We start from the raw sequence: 17,063 nt of genomic DNA, 5'->3' as shown, positions 1-17,063 counted from the left end.
GCCCGTTTGTTGTGATGGTGTGGCTTGTTGCCAACCCGTCGGCAAGACGATTTAAAACAGCTCGTTACGAGAGTGGAGAAGAAGATTGAGTCTATTGAGCCAGGTTAGTGCCTCCCTGTTGGCCCCGAACGACCTCGACGAAGGGCGCCTGCAGCAGCTGCTCGGCAGCCTGATGAGCCATCAGGTGGAGTTCGGCGATCTCTATTTCCAGCGCAGCTGGCACGAGTCCTGGATGCTGGAAGATGGCATCGTCAAGGATGGCAGCTACAACATCGATCAGGGGGTCGGGGTGCGCGCCGTCAGCGGCGAGAAGACTGGCTTCGCCTACTCGGACGAGCTGAGCCTGCTGGCGCTGCAACAGTCGGTGACTGCCGCTCGCGGCATCGCCGCAGCCGGTGCTCACGGCAAGGTGAAGGCGTGGGCCCGCACCGAAGCGAACCTGCTCTATCCGGCCATGGATCCGCTGCAGACCCTCGACAAGCATCAGAAGATCGCCCTGCTGGAGCAGATGGACAAGTTCGCCAGAAGTCTGGATCCCGCCATCAATCAGGTGATGGCCTCCATCAGCGGCGTTTACGAAGAGGTGCTGGTGGCCGCCACCGACGGCACCCTGGCCGCGGATGTGCGTCCGCTGGTGCGTCTGTCGGTGACTGTGATCGCCGAGAAGGGCGATCGCCGCGAGCGTGGCAGTGCCGGTGGCGGCGGGCGCTTTGGTTACGACTGGTTCCTCGAACTGGACGGGCTGGAGAGCCGCGCCTTTGGCTATGTGCGTGAAGCGGTGCGTCAGGCGCTGGTCAATCTGGAAGCCATCGACGCGCCAGCAGGCACCATGCCAGTGGTGCTGGGCTCCGGCTGGCCCGGCGTGTTGCTGCACGAGGCGGTGGGGCACGGTCTGGAGGGGGATTTCAACCGCAAGGGATCTTCCGCATTTGCTGGCCGCATCGGCGAGCAGGTGGCCTCCAAGCACTGTACCATCGTCGATGATGGCACCCTGCCGGGTCGCCGTGGTTCCGTCTCCATCGATGACGAGGGCACACCGGGTGGCTACAACGTGCTGATCGAGAACGGTATCCTCAAGGGCTATCTGCAAGACAAGCAGAACGCCCGTCTGATGGGGGTACCGCTCACCGGCAACGGGCGCCGCGAATCCTACGCCGCCATGCCGATGCCGCGCATGACCAACACCTACATGCTGGCGGGCCAGTATGATCCGGCGGAGATCATCGCTTCGGTGAAGAAGGGCATTTATGCCCCCAACTTCGGTGGCGGTCAGGTGGACATCACCTCCGGCAAGTTTGTCTTCTCCGCCTCCGAGGCCTACCTCATCGAGGATGGCAAGATCACCGCTCCCATCAAGGGCGCGACCCTGATCGGCAACGGCCCCGAGGCGATGAGCCAGGTCTCCATGGTGGGCAGCGACCTTGCGCTGGATCGCGGGGTCGGCATCTGCGGCAAGGAGGGGCAGAGCGTGCCGGTCGGTGTCGGCCAGCCCACCCTCAAACTGGATCAGCTCACCGTGGGTGGCACTTCGTAGGTTCGGGTTAGCCGCGCAGCGGCGTAACCCGACGCATTCAAACCCCGGCTCTTGCCGGGGTTTTGCTATTCAGGGAACCACTGGCAACAAAAAGCCCCGGTCGTTGGACCGGGGCTGGCGGGTTATTCGGTATCAGTTGACGGATATGGCGCGGGCGTCGATGAAATAGCGAGCGTTACCCTGTTTGTCGATCTGGATTTTGGCAACCAGCTGCTCTTGATCTTTATATTCCCAGCGTTGCTCGATCTTGGCGAGGGATGGGCTCGCAATCCCAACCACGTTCAGGTACTCGTGAAACAGGCTATGGCTCCCTATTTCGGTCAGCATCTTGTCCATCTGCATACTCTCCTGAAGTTGAGTGGGTATTCATCAACAAACCTATCAGCGTCCATCTGAATACAGTCTGTATGAAAAACAAACTAACTCATTTGTGTGTCAATAACATGATCAGGAACAAGATCAGTGCAGATCGTCAGGGACTTTTTGATACCGTTTTCAATCAGAGCCGGTGGGCTTTTGCGGCAACTGATCAAACGTGCCGGAAGCCTTTGGGAGTGCCGGTGCGGTTTGCACAGCCTGGCCGCCGTGGAAGGCCGGATCCTGTGCCACTTCCTTGATGCCATTGATGCAAAACTGCATACCCATGCAGACCAGCAGGAAGCCCATGATGCGGGTCATGGCATCGATGCCGGTGGCGCCCAGGATCTTGCAGACCGGATCCGCCAGCTTCAATACTCCCCAGCTGATCAGGCTCATCAGGGCAAACGCCGTTACCACACCGGCGTAGATGGTGATGCGGTTGTACTCGTCAGGCAGCTCGGCAATCTGGGCGGCACCGCTTATTACCAGCGCCATGGTGCCCGGCCCGCACATGCTGGGCATGGTGAGCGGTACGAAGGCAATGCTCTGGTTTATATCGACCCCGCTCTGCTGGCTGGGGGCGGGGAACAGCATGCGAAAGCCGATAAAGCCGATGATGAGGCCACCGGCCAGGCGCAAGCCCGGAATGGAGATCCCGAACAGATCCAGGATCGAGGATCCGATAAAGAAGGTGATGCAGAGGGTGCAGAACAGATAGATGGCGGCCAGATTGACCTGACGGCGCACGTGTTCGCGCGACATCCCCTTGCTCAGCCCCAGCAGCAGGGTGGCCGTGGTGGGCGGGTTGACCATGGGCAGCAGCGCCAGCAAGGTGAGTAATACGACCTGAAAGAACATCTTGAGCCTCGGATAAAGAGTGGGAAGCCATGGGGCGATGCGGGTGGCAGGCCCCAGAGGGAGGTTATCTTATGCTGGCGAAACTGAACATAAGCAGTACAAAAAAGCCCCGGCAGATACCGGGGCTTGTTGTTCGGGTCAGGCCGCTTGCGGCGCTTGCTGCTGCCGGATGGCCCGTTGCTGGAACCAGAGCCAGAGACCGATGGCGAAACCCAGCACCGACAGGCTCACTACATAGTGGGAGGGGGCCAGCATGTCGCTCTTCATCCAGAGGGTCACCGCCATCGGGGTGAGGCCGCCGAAGATGGCGTAGGCCACGTTGTAGGAGAATGACAGACCGGAGAAACGCACCACCGGCGGGAAGGCGTTGACCATCACGTAAGGCACGGCGCCGACAATCCCGACCGCAAAGCCTGCCAGCATGTAGAGCGGCACCAGCTGGCTCGTACCGGCCGCCAGACCGTGATAGAAGGCGTAGCTGGAGCCCGCCAGCAGCAGGGAGCCGAACATGAAGGTGAGACCGCTGCCCAGCAGGTCGATCAGTCGACCATAGACGATGCAGCCGAGGGTCAGGGCAACGATCGCCAGCGAGTTTGCGGTCAGGGCGTCCGCCGGGGTGATGCCGTAGACCTTCTGCAGATAGGTGGGGGTCATCAGGATCACCACCACGATACCGGCGGAGAGCAGCCAGGTGAGCAGCATGGAGACCACCACGCTGCTCTTGTGGTTGCGCAGCACCGACTTGAGGGGGAGCTCATCGGCCAAGGTCTTGTTGGCTTTCATCTCGGCGAAGACCGGGGTCTCGTGCAACCAGCGACGCAGGTACATGGCGACGATGCCGAAGATACCGCCCAGCAGGAAGGGCACTCGCCAGCCCCACTCGCTCACTTCGGCTGGTGTCAGGCTCTTGTTGACCGCAGTGGCGATGAGGGAGCCGAGCAGTATGCCGGCCGTCAATCCCGCCGTGAGCGTGCCGCAGGCGACCCCGACCCGACGGGCAGGAACGTGCTCGGCGACAAATACCCAGGCGCCGGGCACTTCACCGCCGATGGCGGCGCCTTGCAGGATCCGCAGTCCCAGCAGAGCGATGGGTGCGCCGATGCCGAGCACCGCATAGGTGGGCAGCAGACCGATCAACAGGGTCGGCAGCGCCATCATTATGATGCTGAGGGTGAACATCCGCTTGCGACCGATGAGATCGCCAAAGTGGGCCATGATGATGCCGCCAAGCGGGCGGGCCAGATAACCGGCGGCGAAGATGCCGAAGGTCTGGAACTGGCGCAGCCACTCGGGAATATCGGCCGGGAAGAACAGCTCGCCGATGACCACGGCGAAGAAGACGAAGATGATGAAGTCGTAAAACTCCAGCGCGCCGCCGAGGGCAGCCAGACTCAGGGTTTTGTAATCCTGTCGATTGAGGGGGCGGGCGTGATCATGTTGTTGTGTGCTTGTGGTCATATCCGTATGTTTCCCATCGGTTTTTTTAGTTATTGTCGCCCCGGATAAGGGGCATATACAGGTGATCGAGAGTATGCTGCCTGCCTCTTGTGTGTAAATCGCGCAATTCGCAACACTGTCTTGCATCTTTTTGGGGCAATCCGAATGCCCCGCTGGCGGAGGAATGATGGAAAAGAAACGGGTACTGCTCTCCTGGAGCAGCGGCAAGGATTGCGCATGGGCACTGCATCAGTTGCGGCAAGATCCCGCCATCGAAGTGGTGGGGCTGTTTACCACCCTCAATCAGGCATTCGAGCGGGTGGCGATGCACGGGGTGCGCAAGCAGCTGTTGACCGAGCAGGCCGCCTGCGTCGGGCTGCCCCTCATCACCATCGATCTGCCCTGGCCCTGCAGCAACGAGGATTACGCCCGCATCATGACCGGCTTTATCGCTGATGTGGTGGCACAGGGGATCCGCCATATGGCCTTTGGCGACTTGTTCCTTGAGGATGTGCGCGCCTACCGTGAAAAGCAGCTGGCAGGCACAGGCATCGAACCACTGTTCCCGCTGTGGGGCAGCAATACCCGTGAACTGGCGCCGCAGATGATGGCCGCTGGCTTGAAGGCGCGGATCAGTGCCCTCGATCCGAACAAGCTGGATGCCAGTCTGGGTGGCCACGATTTTGACGAGGCGCTGCTAGCGGCGCTGCCGGAGGGCGTTGACCCATGTGGCGAGAACGGCGAGTTTCACACCCTGGCCTATGATGGCCCCATGTTCTCCCGTCCGCTCGGCATTCGGGTCGGTGAAACAGTGCTGCGCGACGGCTTTGTCTTTACCGATCTGCTGCCAATCAAGGATTAATTATCGGGCGTCAAATGCTCCCTTTTTGCAGGAGCATTCACAGATTTGAGAGGCGGGATGGGGGCACTATTGGCCCCCTCTTTTGATTGAAGGTGACAACCTGCCTTATGAAACACATCTCTCGTCCGGCGCTGCTTGCCTCCTTGCTGGCTGCGGCCCTCTCTCTGCCTGCCGTGGCGGGTCAAGCCGCTACCGTTCAGCCGATCCCTGCCGGTGTCACCACCGTCACTCTGGCCCAGCAGGCACCGATCCACTGGGTATCAGTGGAGCAGATTGCCAAGAGTCTGGATGGCCTGCCCCCGATGGCGGTCGGGTTTGATATCGACGATACCCTGCTCTTCTCCAGCCCGGGTTTTTATCGCGGCAAACAGGAGTTCTCGCCCAACGACGAGAGCTATCTGAAGAACCCCGCCTTCTGGGAGAAGATGAATAACGGCTGGGATGCGTTCAGCATGCCGAAAGAGGTGGGCAAGGCGCTCATCGCCATGCATCTCAAGCGCGGTGACCACATCTATTTCGTCACCGGCCGCTCGGCCACCAAGACCGAAACCGTGAGCCAGACTCTGCAGCAGACCATGAATATTCCGGCCGACCAGCTCAATCCGGTGATCTTCGCCGGTGATCAGCCGGGCCAGAACACCAAGGTGCAGTGGCTCAAGGATAAGCAGATGAAGCTCTTCTACGGCGACGCCGACGGGGATATCAAGGCGGCGCAGGAGGTCGGCATTCGCGGCATTCGTCTGCTGCGGGCCGCCAACTCCAGCTATCGGCCACTGCCGTTGGCAGGGGCGCTGGGGGAAGAGGTGATCATCAACTCCCAGTTCTGATCCGGAGTGGATCCATGCAACAAGGGCGGGGGCCATTGGCACCCGCCCTTTTTGCATCCGTCATCCAGCTCGGGTCACTCGTCTGCCCACGGCATCTCGGGCAGGCTGTCGAGAAACTCGCCGTAACGGGTCAGATTGAAGGGGCCCTGATCGGCCTCCATCGCCATCAGCTCGGCCCCGAGGGCGCAGGCGATATATTGCAGCGCCTCTTCCCGCGGGGTGCCCTTCATCACCAGCCGCATCAGGGTCGCCTTCACATGGGGCGGGTGACCGTCGTTGAGTTGGTTCTCCACCATCTCCAGCAGCGCGTCTTCATCAAAAAATTCCTGAGTGTCGTTCATGGGATATCCGCAACAGTGAATGTGGCGGCCAGTATAGCCTGAATGTGACTAACACCTTGAATGACCAGCGAATAAACAATCCGATGGGGAGGCCATTTGTTACCCATAATTAGGAGGAGTTTGCCAAGGCAAACAGGTTGGAACACAGATAACATGGATGGACACGCCTATGCCCACGATAGATTCCCTGCTGGCCGAGCCCAAGCTACTGCCCCAGATCCCGGAAGTGATGCGCGATTTGATCCAGACCTTCAATGAAAAGGAGCCGGATCTGCTCAAGATCAGCAAGTTGATCAACAAGGACCCTGTCATCTCCGCCAAGCTGCTGCGTCTGGCCAACTCGGCCAAATTCGGCAGCAGTCGTCAGATCGGCACCGTCAATGAGGCCGCGGTGCGGCTGGGGTTGGCGATGGTGCGCAACATGGTGCTGGCCTGCGGGCTCACCGAATCGGTCACTGCGGTGCCCGGCATTGACCTCAAACATTTCTGGGGCTGCGTTTTCAACGTGGCGGAGCTGGCGCGTCGTCTGGCGGTGAAGAAGGGGATGAAGGGGGATGAGGTCTTTACCTGCGCCCTGCTCTACGATCTCGGCCGCTTGGTGATGCATGTGGGCCTGCCGGAAAACACTGTCCACCACATTCACGATCTGGAGCTGCACAAGGGGCGGGCCAAGGCGGAAGAGCTGGTGGTCGGCTTCAACTATGCCCAGGTCGGGGCGGCTATGGCACGCTACTGGAAGTTCCCCGAGACCATCAGCAATGCGGTGGAGTATCACTACAACCCCATGCTGGCCAAGGAGTTCTCCGCCGAGGCCGGGTTGATCCATCTGGCGATCGTGCTGGCTGCGCAATCCGATGTGGGGGAAGAGGCGCCGCCCGAGTGGCCTCACAAGGTGGCAGATGCGCTGGGGTTGAGCTGGGCCGATTGCGCTGCCCAGTTCACTGCACTGCGTGAGCAGGGTAATGGCTATGCCGGGTTGCTGGCTGCCTGAGCCCGTTTATCTCATCTCATCAGGGGCCAACGCGGCCCCTTTTTCATGGCCGATGGCGCCACAGGCTTGCCAGCCCTGGAGTGACGGGGCACTCTTTGCCCTTCACTTTCCGTTTGAGAGCCCTTGCCATGATTGCCTCCTCCCGCCTGATCCTGCGCGAAATGATCGCCACCGACGCCCCCTTCATCCTTGAGTTGCTCAATGACGGCGATTTTTATCGTTACATAGGTGATCGGGGCATTCGTACCCTCGAGCAGGCGCAGGAGTATATCCAGCAGGGGCCGGCAGTCAGCTATGCCCGCTATGGTCACGGACTCTATCTGGTGGAGCGCAAGGAGGACGGTGCCAGCCTCGGTATCTGCGGTTTGATCAAGCGCGATACCCTGGAGCAGGTCGATATCGGTTACGCCTTCCTGCCGCAATATCGCGGTCAGGGCTACGCCATTGAAGCGGCGCAGGCCGCCCTTGCCGATGGCAAAAGCCGGTTGGGGATCGGGCAGGTGGTCGCCATCGTCACCCCGGGCAACGAGCGATCCATCGGCCTGCTGGCCAAGCTGGGGTTGGTGCGCAGTCGATTGGTCAAATTGAGCGAAGATGCTGACGAATGCCTGCTGCTGGAGCAGTGATCAAGGTCAGAGAGCTGAAAAGCGAATGGCGAGGTGGCTGTCAGGCTGAGTGACAAGCAAGAGCCCGGGTCTGGCTAAAGGCGTGAGAGAGAAGCAAAGAGGCCGCCGTGAGTTGCGGCCTGTCTGCATCGGGCGCTGCCGGAGGGCAGGCAGGATCAGTTGAGGTCTTCGATGGAGAACTCGCCAGCGATACCATCACAGGAGATGGCGAAACCGCCGCTGAAGCGGGTGCTGAACTGGATCAGAAACGCATCATTGTCGTGCTCTTGCACAGGCAGGTTGATGGGCTTGCTGCGACGCAGGGGCTTGTGTGTTTGTACTGCTTTCATCATGGTATTTCTCTATATAAATTAGGTGTTTGCTCCTTGTATTGGCAAATGTCAGGTCAATGGGCGCGGTCGATTGGGTGAACGACAAGCGCGCAGGAAAACCCAGCCCGGTTAAGGGGCGTCTGCACTTTCAAGGAATATGCTGATGCATAAATCAAATTGGGTGGGCAGATCGGGTCTGCACCGTGAGAGCCGGGCAACGCAGGCAGACAGCCTGACGGTTCTCAAGGCGAGTAAATCAGAAGAAGGTTATGCGGGTACTGGCAGGATTCATCGTGAGGTGAAACATTGCAGGGTAAACATAAACAGGGCTGATTAACTAGCCGGCGCGCATTCTCTCCTCGAAATGAATAAAAAGCAAACAATAATTTGCCGATGTTGAAGTCAGTACGCTTTTCCTCTGTGTAATCAAGGTGCTATCAGCAGCAAATATCCGCAGCTATCCGCCATAACAAGAGGGCTCCCGACGGGAGCCCTCTCTCATTCTGCAATCAGTACAGTGGGCCGCCTCAGTAGTCGCCACAGGCCTTCTTGGCAGCCGTGATCATCGGGGTGATGGTCATGCCTTGCACCACGATGGAGAACATCACCACCGAGTAGGTCATCACCAGGATGACCTGACGCAGGTCGACGCCATGTTCCGGGATCATCATGACGCCGGAGGGGAGTGCCAGTGCCATCGCCATGGCCAGACCACCGCGCAGGCCACCCCAGGTGAGGATCCGCACCGAGAAGGTGTTGTAATTGCGGAAGCGGCGGAAAGCCACATAGGGCAGCGACACGCTGATAAAGCGGGCGCCCAGGCAGAGCGGCACCGCAATGACCAGCAGGATCCAGTCACGCCAGGCGAGATCCAGCAGTACCAGCGCCAGACCGATCAGCAGGAACAGCAGAGCGTTGAGGAACTGGTCCATCAACTCCCAGAAGTGATCCAGGTGATGGCTGCTCTGCTCGGAGAAGCCGGAGTGACGGGTCCAGTTGCCGATCATGATGCCGGTCACCACCATGGCCAGTGCGCCGGAGACGCCGATCATGTTGGCAAAGGCGAAGCCGGCGGTCGGGATACAGAGAGTCAGCAGCAGCTCCAATGAACCGTCATCGGTGGCGCTGATCATCACGTGGGCGATAAGGCCCAGCACGGCACCGAACAGGATGCCACCGAGGGCTTCGTGCAGGAACAGACCGGCCACGCTACCGAAGGTGGGCTCGACCCCGCCAAAGGCGACGGCAAACACGGTGGCGAAGATGACGAGGCCAACACCGTCGTTGAACAGGGATTCCCCTTCGATCTGGATGGCGATCTGGGGTGGCGCTTTCATCTTCTTGACGATGGCCAGTACGGCAATCGGGTCAGTGGGGGAGATCAGCGCGCCGAACAGCATGCAGTAGACCAGCGGCAACTCCCAGCCCAGCAGCTTGGCGATAAACCAGAAGCCGTAGCCGATGAGGAAGGTGGAGAGCAGGGTGGCAATGATGGCCAGAATGGTGATCTCCCACTTCTGGCTACGCAGCGCCTTGAGGTTGATGCCAAGGCCACCGGCGAACAGCAGGAAGCCCAGAATCCCCTTCAGCAGGAAGTTCTGGAAGTCGATGCTCTCCATGGTCTTGACGGCAAGAGGTTCCAGGTTGAACCAGCCCAGTTTGCCAAACAGCACCAGCAGTGCGGAGATCAGCATGGAGCCCGCAGTAATGGCGATGGTGGTCTGGATCTTCACAACATACTGGTTGGCAAAGGCGATAAAAATCGCCAACGCTGCCAGAAAACAGAGTGTGTAGTAGACGCTCATAGTTATTTTTTTCTCGTTGGTAGACAGCAAGCACGTATCCCTATGCAGGACGGGCATAGGTTACTCTCGGGCCCTATGTTACTCATTACCCATAAATGAGTATATGGTGGCGCATTTGGACTGATAGACGGCTAGATTTCCATTTTATTTGTTTGCTGTTAGGATGCTGTTTACGCAGTTGCATGGATGTAAGAGGAACACGCGGTGTCGAACGTAATGTCGAGCAGAGAGCCGAGCAAGCAGTCGGACGTAACAAAGAAGCTGGAAGCCTGCCTCAGGGAGCGGATCCTGATCATCGACGGGGCCATGGGCACCATGATCCAGGGCTACAAGCTGGGGGAGGCAGATTATCGGGGTGAGCGGTTTGCCGACTGGCATACCGACATCAAGGGCAACAACGATCTGCTGGTGCTGAGCCGTCCGGCGGTGATCCGCGAGATCCACGAGCAGTATTGCGCTGCCGGGGCCGACATTCTCGAGACCAACACCTTCAACGCCACTCGCATCGCCATGGCCGATTACGAGATGGAAGAGTTTTCCGCCGAGATCAACCGGGAAGCCGCCCGTCTGGCTCGCGCCGTGGCAGACGAGTGGACGGCAAAAGACCCCGCCAAGCCGCGTTTTGTAGCAGGGGTGTTGGGCCCCACCAACCGCACCGCCTCCATCTCGCCGGATGTGAACGATCCCGGCAAGCGCAACGTCACCTATGACCAGCTGGTGGCCGCCTACACCGAATCGACCCATGCCCTGATCGAGGGTGGCGCCGACATCATTCTGATCGAGACCATCTTCGATACCCTCAACGCCAAGGCGGCCGCCTTCGCGGTGGAAGGGGTGTTCGAGGAGCTGGGTTACAGCCTGCCGGTGATGATCTCCGGCACCATTACCGATGCCTCCGGCCGAACCCTCTCCGGCCAGACCACCGAAGCCTTCTACCACTCGCTGCGTCACGTAAAGCCGGTGTCGTTCGGCCTCAACTGTGCGTTGGGGCCCGATGAGCTGCGCCAATATGTGGAGGAGCTGTCGCGCATCAGCGAGACCCATGTCAGCGCCCACCCCAACGCCGGTCTGCCCAATGCGTTCGGCGAGTACGACCTCGATGCCGTCGAGATGGCGGAGCATATCCGCGAGTGGGCTCAAAGCGGCTTTCTCAACCTGGTCGGCGGTTGCTGCGGTACCACCCCGACCCATATCCGCGCCATGGCCGACGCCGTGGCGGGCATCAAGCCGCGTGTGCTGCCCGAGCTGCCGGTGGCCTGCCGTCTGTCGGGTCTTGAGCCGCTCATCATCACCCCCGAATCCATGTTCGTGAACGTGGGGGAGCGCACCAACGTCACCGGTTCGGCCAAGTTCAAGCGGCTGATCAAGGAGGGGCTGTACGACGAGGCGCTCGATGTTGCCAAGCAGCAGGTAGAGAACGGCGCCCAGATCATCGACATCAACATGGACGAGGGGATGCTGGACGCCGAAGCGGCCATGGTGCGCTTCCTGAACCTCATCGCCGGTGAGCCGGATATCGCCCGGGTGCCGGTGATGATCGACTCCTCCAAGTGGGAGGTGTTGGAAGCGGGCCTCAAGTGCGTGCAGGGCAAGCCGGTGGTCAACTCCATCTCCATGAAAGAGGGGGAGGAGAAGTTCATTCAGCAGGCGAAACTGCTGCGCCGCTACGGCGCCGCCGTTATCGTGATGGCGTTCGATGAAGCGGGTCAGGCCGATACCCGCGCCCGCAAGTTCGAGATCTGCCAGCGTGCCTACCGGATCCTGGTGGATCAGGTCGGTTTCCCGCCGGAAGACATCATCTTCGATCCCAATATCTTCGCGGTGGCGACCGGCATCGACGAACACAACAACTACGCGGTGGACTTTATCGAGGCGGTGAAGGACATCAAAACGCACCTGCCCCACGCCATGATCTCCGGCGGCGTCTCCAACGTCTCGTTTTCGTTTCGCGGCAACGAGCCGGTGCGCGAAGCCATTCACGCCGTCTTCCTCTACCACGCCATCAAGAACGGTATGGACATGGGGATCGTCAATGCCGGCCAGCTCGCCATCTATGAAGACATTCCGGCGGAGCTGAAAGAGAAGGTCGAGGCGGTGGTGCTCAACCTCAATGACAATGCCACCGAGGAGCTGCTGGCCATCGCCGAGAAGTATCGCGGTGCCGGTGCCCAGGCAGAGGATCCGCGGGATCAGGAGTGGCGCAGCTGGCCGGTGGGCAAGCGGCTGGAGCACGCGCTGGTCAAGGGGATCACCGACTTTATCGAAGAGGATACCGAAGAGGCACGCGCTGGCGCCGAGAAGCCGCTGCATGTCATCGAAGGGCCGCTGATGGATGGCATGAACGTGGTCGGCGACCTGTTCGGTGCGGGCAAGATGTTCCTGCCGCAGGTGGTGAAATCGGCGCGGGTGATGAAGCGGGCAGTGGCCTATCTGCAGCCCTATATCGAGGCAGAAAAATCGGGCGGCTCCAGCAACGGCAAAATCGTGCTGGCGACCGTGAAAGGGGACGTGCACGACATCGGCAAGAACATCGTCGGGGTAGTGCTGCAGTGCAACAACTTCGAGATTGTCGACCTAGGGGTCATGGTCTCCTGCGAGACGATTCTCAAGACGGCGCGGGAGGTCGGCGCCGATATCATCGGGTTGTCGGGTCTCATCACTCCGTCGCTGGACGAGATGGTGCATGTGGCCAAAGAGATGGAGCGTCAGGGCTTCAAGCTGCCGCTGCTGATCGGCGGTGCCACCACCTCCAAGGCCCACACTGCGGTGAAGATCGAGCAGAACTACTCGGAGCCCGTGGTCTATGTCTCCAACGCCTCCCGCGCGGTGGGGGTGGCCCAGAGCCTGCTTAGTCCGGATCTGAAGGAGGCGTTTGTCGCCCGCATCGACAAGGAGTACGAGATCGCCCGGGATCAGCATGCCCGCAAGCAGCCGCGCTCCCGCCCGGTCAGTCTGGCCCACGCCCGCGCCAACCGGCATCAGCTGGATTGGGTTGGCTACCAGCCACCCAAGCCCCGCGAGCTCGGGGTGCAGAAGTTCGAAGATGTGGCCATTTCGGTACTGCGTCCCTACATCGACTGGACGCCGTTCTTCCTCAGCTGGGAGCTGGCGGGCAAGTATCCGCGCATCCTCGAGGACGAGATCATCGGCGAGGAGGCAACCAAACTGTTTGCCGACGCCAACGCCATGCTGGACCAGCTGGAAAAGGATCAGAGCGTGCGCTGCGCCGGGGTGATCGGCCTGTTCCCGGCCAACGCGGTAGGAGACAGCATCGAAGTTTACAGTGACGAGTCGCGCACCGAGGTCATCAAGGTGCTGCACCACCTGCGCCAGCAGAGCGAGAAGCAGGGCTTCCCCAACTACTGTCTGGCGGACTATGTGGCGCCGAAAGAGAGTGGCAAGCCCGACTGGATCGGCGCCTTCGCGGTGACCGGCGGCATCGGTGAGGAGGCCATCGCCAAGGCCTACAAGGCGCAGCACGATGACTACAACGCCATCCTGATTCAGGCGGTGTGCGACCGTCTGGCCGAGGCCTTTGCCGAGTACCTTCACGAACAGGTGCGCAAGGTGCACTGGGGTTATGCCCCGGACGAGGCCCTCAGCAACGAGGAGCTGATCCGCGAGAACTATCAGGGCATCCGCCCGGCTCCCGGTTATCCGGCCTGCCCGGAGCACACCGAGAAGGGGAGCATCTGGGAGCTGCTGGAGGTGGAGCAGGCTATCGGCATGCAGCTCACCGAATCCTACGCCATGTGGCCGGGGGCGGCGGTGTCGGGCTGGTACTTCTCCCATCCCGAGAGCAAATACTTCGCGGTGGCGCAGATCCAGCAAGATCAGGTGGAAGATTACGCCGTTCGCAAGGGGATGACGCTGGCAGATGCCGAGCGCTGGCTGGGGCCAAACCTGAACTGACTCCCGCGTGACACCGGTTGATCTTTAACGAGAAACGGCGGCATCCTTGCACGGGTTGAACAACCTGCGCAGAGCCGCCGTTTAACCTGTTGGTCACAGTGATGTGGTAGCGTGCGGTTTGGTGTGGTTTGTCTTGTTGTCAGGATAAACAATTGGCGTTGTCTTGGCGCTGTGGCACCTTATACTCTCCCGCCCCATCCTGCCCAGGCACAGCCTTCTAGCGGAATTGTCATGAAGATCGCCATTTTATCCCGTGAGCCGAAAAACTACTCCACCCGCCGTCTGGTCGAGGTGGCACAGGCGCGCGGTCATCAGGTAGAGGTGCTCGACACCCTGCGCTGCTATATGAATATCGCTTCCCACAACCCCTCCATTCACTACGAGGGTGGGGAGCTGGGAAGTTATGACGCCGTGATCCCGCGGATCGGTGCCAGCATTACCGCCTACGGCACCGCCGTGCTGCGCCAGTTCGAGATGATGAACACCATGGCCCTCAACAGCTCGGTGGCCATCAGCCGTTCCCGCGACAAGCTGCGGGCGATGCAGCTGCTCTCCCGCCACGGCATCGGCCTGCCCATCACCGGCTATGCCCACAGCACCCACGACGTGCCCGACCTCATCACCATGGTGGGCGGGGCGCCGCTGGTGGTGAAACTGCTGGAGGGAACCCAGGGGATTGGCGTGGTGCTGTGCGAGACTCAGAAGGCCGCCGAGAGCGTGATCGAGGCCTTTATCCAGACCAACAACAACATTCTGGTGCAGGAGTATATCCGCGAGGCCAATGGCGCCGATATCCGCTGTCTGGTGGTCAACGGCAAGGTGGTTGCCGCCATGCGCCGTCAGGCCCAGCCGGGGGAGTTTCGCTCCAACCTGCACCGTGGCGGCACCGCCGAGGCGATCAAGATCACCCCGGAAGAGCGCGCGACCGCCGTGCAGGCCGCCAAGATCATGGGGCTGGATGTGGCGGGGGTGGATATCCTGCGTAGCGCCCGTGGCCCGCTGGTGCTGGAGGTCAACTCCTCCCCTGGCCTGCAAGGGGTGGAAGCCGCCTCCGGCAAGGATGTAGCCGGCAAGATCATCGAGTTCCTCGAACTCAAGGCGAGCCGCAAGAACAAACCGGCGGAGTGAGCCTCAGGCTTGCATCTGTCAGATAGAAACAGGGCGCCCTCGGGCGCCTTGTTGCTATCTGGCTGGTGGGCTGGCGGTGCCACTGCTCCCTCACCCTAACCCTCTCCCAAAGGGAGAGGGAACTGTTCGGCAGTGATCATCGCCAGCCGGGCGCTGAAAATTCCGTCCTTCAGCCGGGTATCGATCTGCCAGCCCAGCTTCTCGCAGATGCGCTGGATGATGGTGAGGCCACAGCCGTAGCCGAGGATCTGATCCGGTGCCGCCGCCGTCGGGTTGCTGATGGTGAGCACCGGGCCACACAGCTCGATGTCGATATGTCCTTCGGCATAGCTCAGGGCATTTTTCAGCAGGTTGCCGAGGGCAATGGCGAGCAGGGAGAGGGGGGCGTTTACTTCGCTGCTCTCGTCCAGATTAAGCCGGATATCAAGTGCCTCCCGCTGCAACAGCGGAGCGAGGCGGGCCAGCTCCTGACGGATCAGCGGGGTCACCTGCTGCAGCGGCCGCTCCACCGCCTCCTTGCGGCCCAGCAGCAGGAAGGTCTCGGTGAGCAGCGCCATCTCGTCGGCGGCGGCGCGGATGCGGGTGGTGGCGCGGGCGGCTGGCGCGGGCAAGTCCGTCACCTTGCCGAGCAGGGCGGCCGAGCCCTGGATCACCATGTTGGGGGTGCGCAGCTCGTGGCTGGCGAAGCGGCTGAACTCCTGCTCGCGGGCGAACACTGCGCTCACCTCCTGCTTGCCAGCCAGCAGCGCCAGCTCGATATCTCTGAGCTCCTGCCAGGGGGCATCGGGCTCGAAATCCGCCTGATCCGGGGTGAGGTGGGCGACCCTCTGTTGCAGCCGTTGCAGCGGCCCCGTGATATGGCGCACCAGCCAGATGCCGAAGCCGAGGCAGGCGAGCAGCAGCGCCAGCCCGATCAGTCGGGTGGCCAGATGCAGCTTGTCTTCGTAGGGGTCTAGGTAGTCGTCGGCGTCGTCATTGAACACCAGATAGAGCAGTCCCTCGCCGGAGGGGTGACGGGCCACCAGAAAGTGTTTGTCCTCCTTGCCCAGCTGGTGCTCGAAAAAGCCGGGGGTCTGGTAGGGCTTCAGCCACTTGGGCAGGCGGCCCGCCTCGGTCCAGTAGCTGGAGAACTGTCTGGGGCTCGGGGCAGCGGCGGCCGGGCCGAGTCGCAGCCAGTCATCGCTGTAGCGGGTCACTTCCGCCTCCAGCCAGTGGCGCAGGCTCAGCTCTTCCATCTTGTCCTCGGCCATCAGCATCAGGCCGGAGAGCAGGATCAGCAGCACCACCCCAGCGCCGCCGAGCGCCATGATCAGGCGGCGGCGCAGGCTCGGCAGGTTCATGCGCTCACCAGTCGGTAGCCCTGACCGTGCAGGGTCTCCAGCATGGGAGTGGGGAAGGGTTTGTCGAGCGCGTTGCGCAGGGCGTAGATATGGCTGCGCAGGGCATCGGAGTCGGGCTCCTCATCCCCCCAGACGGTGTCGAGCACCTCCTGACGGCTGACGATGGCGGGGGCGCGGCGGGCCAGCAGGGCGAGGATTTGGAACGGGATCTTGCCGAGCTTGAGGGGCTCACCGGCGCGGGTGGCGCGGCCGCTGGCGACATCGACCGTCAGATCGCCAAAGCTGATGGCCCCCACATCGCCGCGCGGGCCGCGCAGACTGAGGGCTTGCAGTCGCACCTCCAGCTCCTCCATGGCGAAGGGCTTGACAAGATAGTCATCCCCTCCCGCCTTGAAGCCTGCCAGCTTGTCTTCCAGGCTGTCGCGGGCGGTGAGAAACAGCACGGGAGTGGCAATCCCCTGCTCGCGCAGGCGCGCTACCGTGCTGAGGCCATCGAGGCGCGGCATCATCACATCCATGATGATGACGTCGAAACGCTGCTCCTCCAGCAGTTGCAGCGCCGCCTGACCGTGATAGGCACAATCGAGGCGGTGACCGGCCAGCTCCAGATAATCCATGATGGTTTCCGCCACCTGAGGATTGTCTTCCACTACCAAAATCTTCATGCTTTGCTCTCCTGGTTGGCGAGCGTTTCACGCTCTTTTCACACCGGATACGGCATCCTGTTTGCC

At 61.0% G+C, this 17,063-nt stretch carries 15 protein-coding genes; 7 read left to right on the top strand and 8 right to left on the bottom strand.

Annotated features, from left to right (window positions below; genetic code table 11):
• Positions 1 to 85: 85 nt before the first annotated feature.
• On the top strand, positions 86 to 1,534 hold the full coding sequence (gene tldD, locus AB5Y76_RS08215) for a metalloprotease TldD (RefSeq protein ID WP_026035085.1): 1,449 nt from the start codon (positions 86 to 88) through the stop codon (positions 1,532 to 1,534).
• Between the two features lie 132 nt (positions 1,535 to 1,666).
• On the opposite strand, the gene AB5Y76_RS08210 is transcribed toward tldD, so the two are convergent.
• From AB5Y76_RS08210 to AB5Y76_RS08200, 3 genes are all read right to left on the bottom strand, one after another.
• The gene (locus AB5Y76_RS08210; RefSeq protein WP_005340062.1) at positions 1,667 to 1,870 is read right to left on the bottom strand and encodes a hypothetical protein; all 204 of its coding nucleotides are present in this window, start codon (positions 1,868 to 1,870) and stop codon (positions 1,667 to 1,669) included.
• Positions 1,871 to 2,029: 159 nt separating this feature from the next.
• Positions 2,030 to 2,752 carry a MarC family NAAT transporter gene (locus tag AB5Y76_RS08205; RefSeq protein ID WP_263718144.1) on the bottom strand — a complete coding sequence of 241 codons (723 nt, stop codon included), beginning with the start codon at positions 2,750 to 2,752 and terminating at the stop codon, positions 2,030 to 2,032.
• Positions 2,753 to 2,890: 138 nt separating this feature from the next.
• Positions 2,891 to 4,210, bottom strand: a complete 1,320-nt coding sequence (locus AB5Y76_RS08200) for an MFS transporter (RefSeq protein WP_139438608.1) — start codon at positions 4,208 to 4,210, stop codon at positions 2,891 to 2,893.
• A gap of 166 nt (positions 4,211 to 4,376) precedes the next feature.
• Between AB5Y76_RS08200 and AB5Y76_RS08195 the strand changes: the two genes are divergently transcribed.
• Both AB5Y76_RS08195 and aphA read left to right on the top strand, forming a co-directional pair.
• Positions 4,377 to 5,051, top strand: coding sequence for an adenine nucleotide alpha hydrolase (locus AB5Y76_RS08195; RefSeq protein ID WP_236358282.1), 675 nt, complete (start codon positions 4,377 to 4,379; stop codon positions 5,049 to 5,051).
• Between the two features lie 107 nt (positions 5,052 to 5,158).
• Positions 5,159 to 5,878 carry an acid phosphatase AphA gene (aphA, locus tag AB5Y76_RS08190; protein ID WP_005342927.1) on the top strand — a complete coding sequence of 240 codons (720 nt, stop codon included), beginning with the start codon at positions 5,159 to 5,161 and terminating at the stop codon, positions 5,876 to 5,878.
• 74 nt (positions 5,879 to 5,952) lie between these two features.
• On the opposite strand, the gene AB5Y76_RS08185 is transcribed toward aphA, so the two are convergent.
• Entirely contained in the window at positions 5,953 to 6,219 is a 267-nt protein-coding gene (locus tag AB5Y76_RS08185) for a hypothetical protein (RefSeq protein WP_005340078.1), read from the bottom strand.
• A 169-nt stretch (positions 6,220 to 6,388) separates the two neighbouring features.
• Between AB5Y76_RS08185 and AB5Y76_RS08180 the strand changes: the two genes are divergently transcribed.
• Both AB5Y76_RS08180 and AB5Y76_RS08175 read left to right on the top strand, forming a co-directional pair.
• Complete coding sequence (locus tag AB5Y76_RS08180; protein WP_201905942.1) at positions 6,389 to 7,210, top strand: HDOD domain-containing protein; 822 nt, start codon at positions 6,389 to 6,391, stop codon at positions 7,208 to 7,210.
• Positions 7,211 to 7,338: 128 nt separating this feature from the next.
• Entirely contained in the window at positions 7,339 to 7,836 is a 498-nt protein-coding gene (locus AB5Y76_RS08175; RefSeq protein WP_069529746.1) for a GNAT family N-acetyltransferase, read from the top strand.
• 155 nt (positions 7,837 to 7,991) lie between these two features.
• Here AB5Y76_RS08175 and AB5Y76_RS08170 read toward each other — a convergent pair whose 3' ends face one another.
• Together AB5Y76_RS08170 and AB5Y76_RS08165 are read right to left on the bottom strand one after the other, a co-directional pair.
• Positions 7,992 to 8,168 carry a hypothetical protein gene (locus tag AB5Y76_RS08170; RefSeq protein ID WP_005340085.1) on the bottom strand — a complete coding sequence of 59 codons (177 nt, stop codon included), beginning with the start codon at positions 8,166 to 8,168 and terminating at the stop codon, positions 7,992 to 7,994.
• 506 nt (positions 8,169 to 8,674) lie between these two features.
• A complete protein-coding gene (locus AB5Y76_RS08165; RefSeq protein WP_021231596.1) occupies positions 8,675 to 9,952 on the bottom strand; it encodes a sodium:proton antiporter in 1,278 nt (425 codons plus the stop codon).
• Positions 9,953 to 10,168: 216 nt separating this feature from the next.
• Between AB5Y76_RS08165 and metH the strand changes: the two genes are divergently transcribed.
• Both metH and rimK read left to right on the top strand, forming a co-directional pair.
• Positions 10,169 to 13,864: a methionine synthase gene (gene metH, locus AB5Y76_RS08160; RefSeq protein WP_263718255.1), complete on the top strand. Its 3,696-nt coding sequence runs from the start codon at positions 10,169 to 10,171 to the stop codon at positions 13,862 to 13,864.
• Positions 13,865 to 14,095: 231 nt separating this feature from the next.
• Positions 14,096 to 14,992: a 30S ribosomal protein S6--L-glutamate ligase gene (gene rimK / locus AB5Y76_RS08155; protein WP_005340088.1), complete on the top strand. Its 897-nt coding sequence runs from the start codon at positions 14,096 to 14,098 to the stop codon at positions 14,990 to 14,992.
• Between the two features lie 95 nt (positions 14,993 to 15,087).
• Here rimK and AB5Y76_RS08150 read toward each other — a convergent pair whose 3' ends face one another.
• Positions 15,088 to 16,332 (bottom strand): HAMP domain-containing sensor histidine kinase, encoded by a 1,245-nt coding sequence (locus AB5Y76_RS08150; RefSeq protein ID WP_263718133.1) that lies wholly within the window; start codon positions 16,330 to 16,332, stop codon positions 15,088 to 15,090.
• The gene (locus AB5Y76_RS08145; protein ID WP_019446511.1) at positions 16,329 to 16,997 is read right to left on the bottom strand and encodes a response regulator transcription factor; all 669 of its coding nucleotides are present in this window, start codon (positions 16,995 to 16,997) and stop codon (positions 16,329 to 16,331) included. The genes AB5Y76_RS08150 and AB5Y76_RS08145 overlap by 4 nt, the downstream gene beginning before the upstream one ends.
• Positions 16,998 to 17,063 lie beyond the last annotated feature (66 nt).

Origin of the sequence: Aeromonas sp. R1-2, assembly GCF_040908505.1 — a bacterium.
GTDB lineage: Bacteria > Pseudomonadota > Gammaproteobacteria > Enterobacterales > Aeromonadaceae > Aeromonas > Aeromonas veronii.
This window is presented reverse-complemented; position numbering and strand designations above follow the sequence as displayed.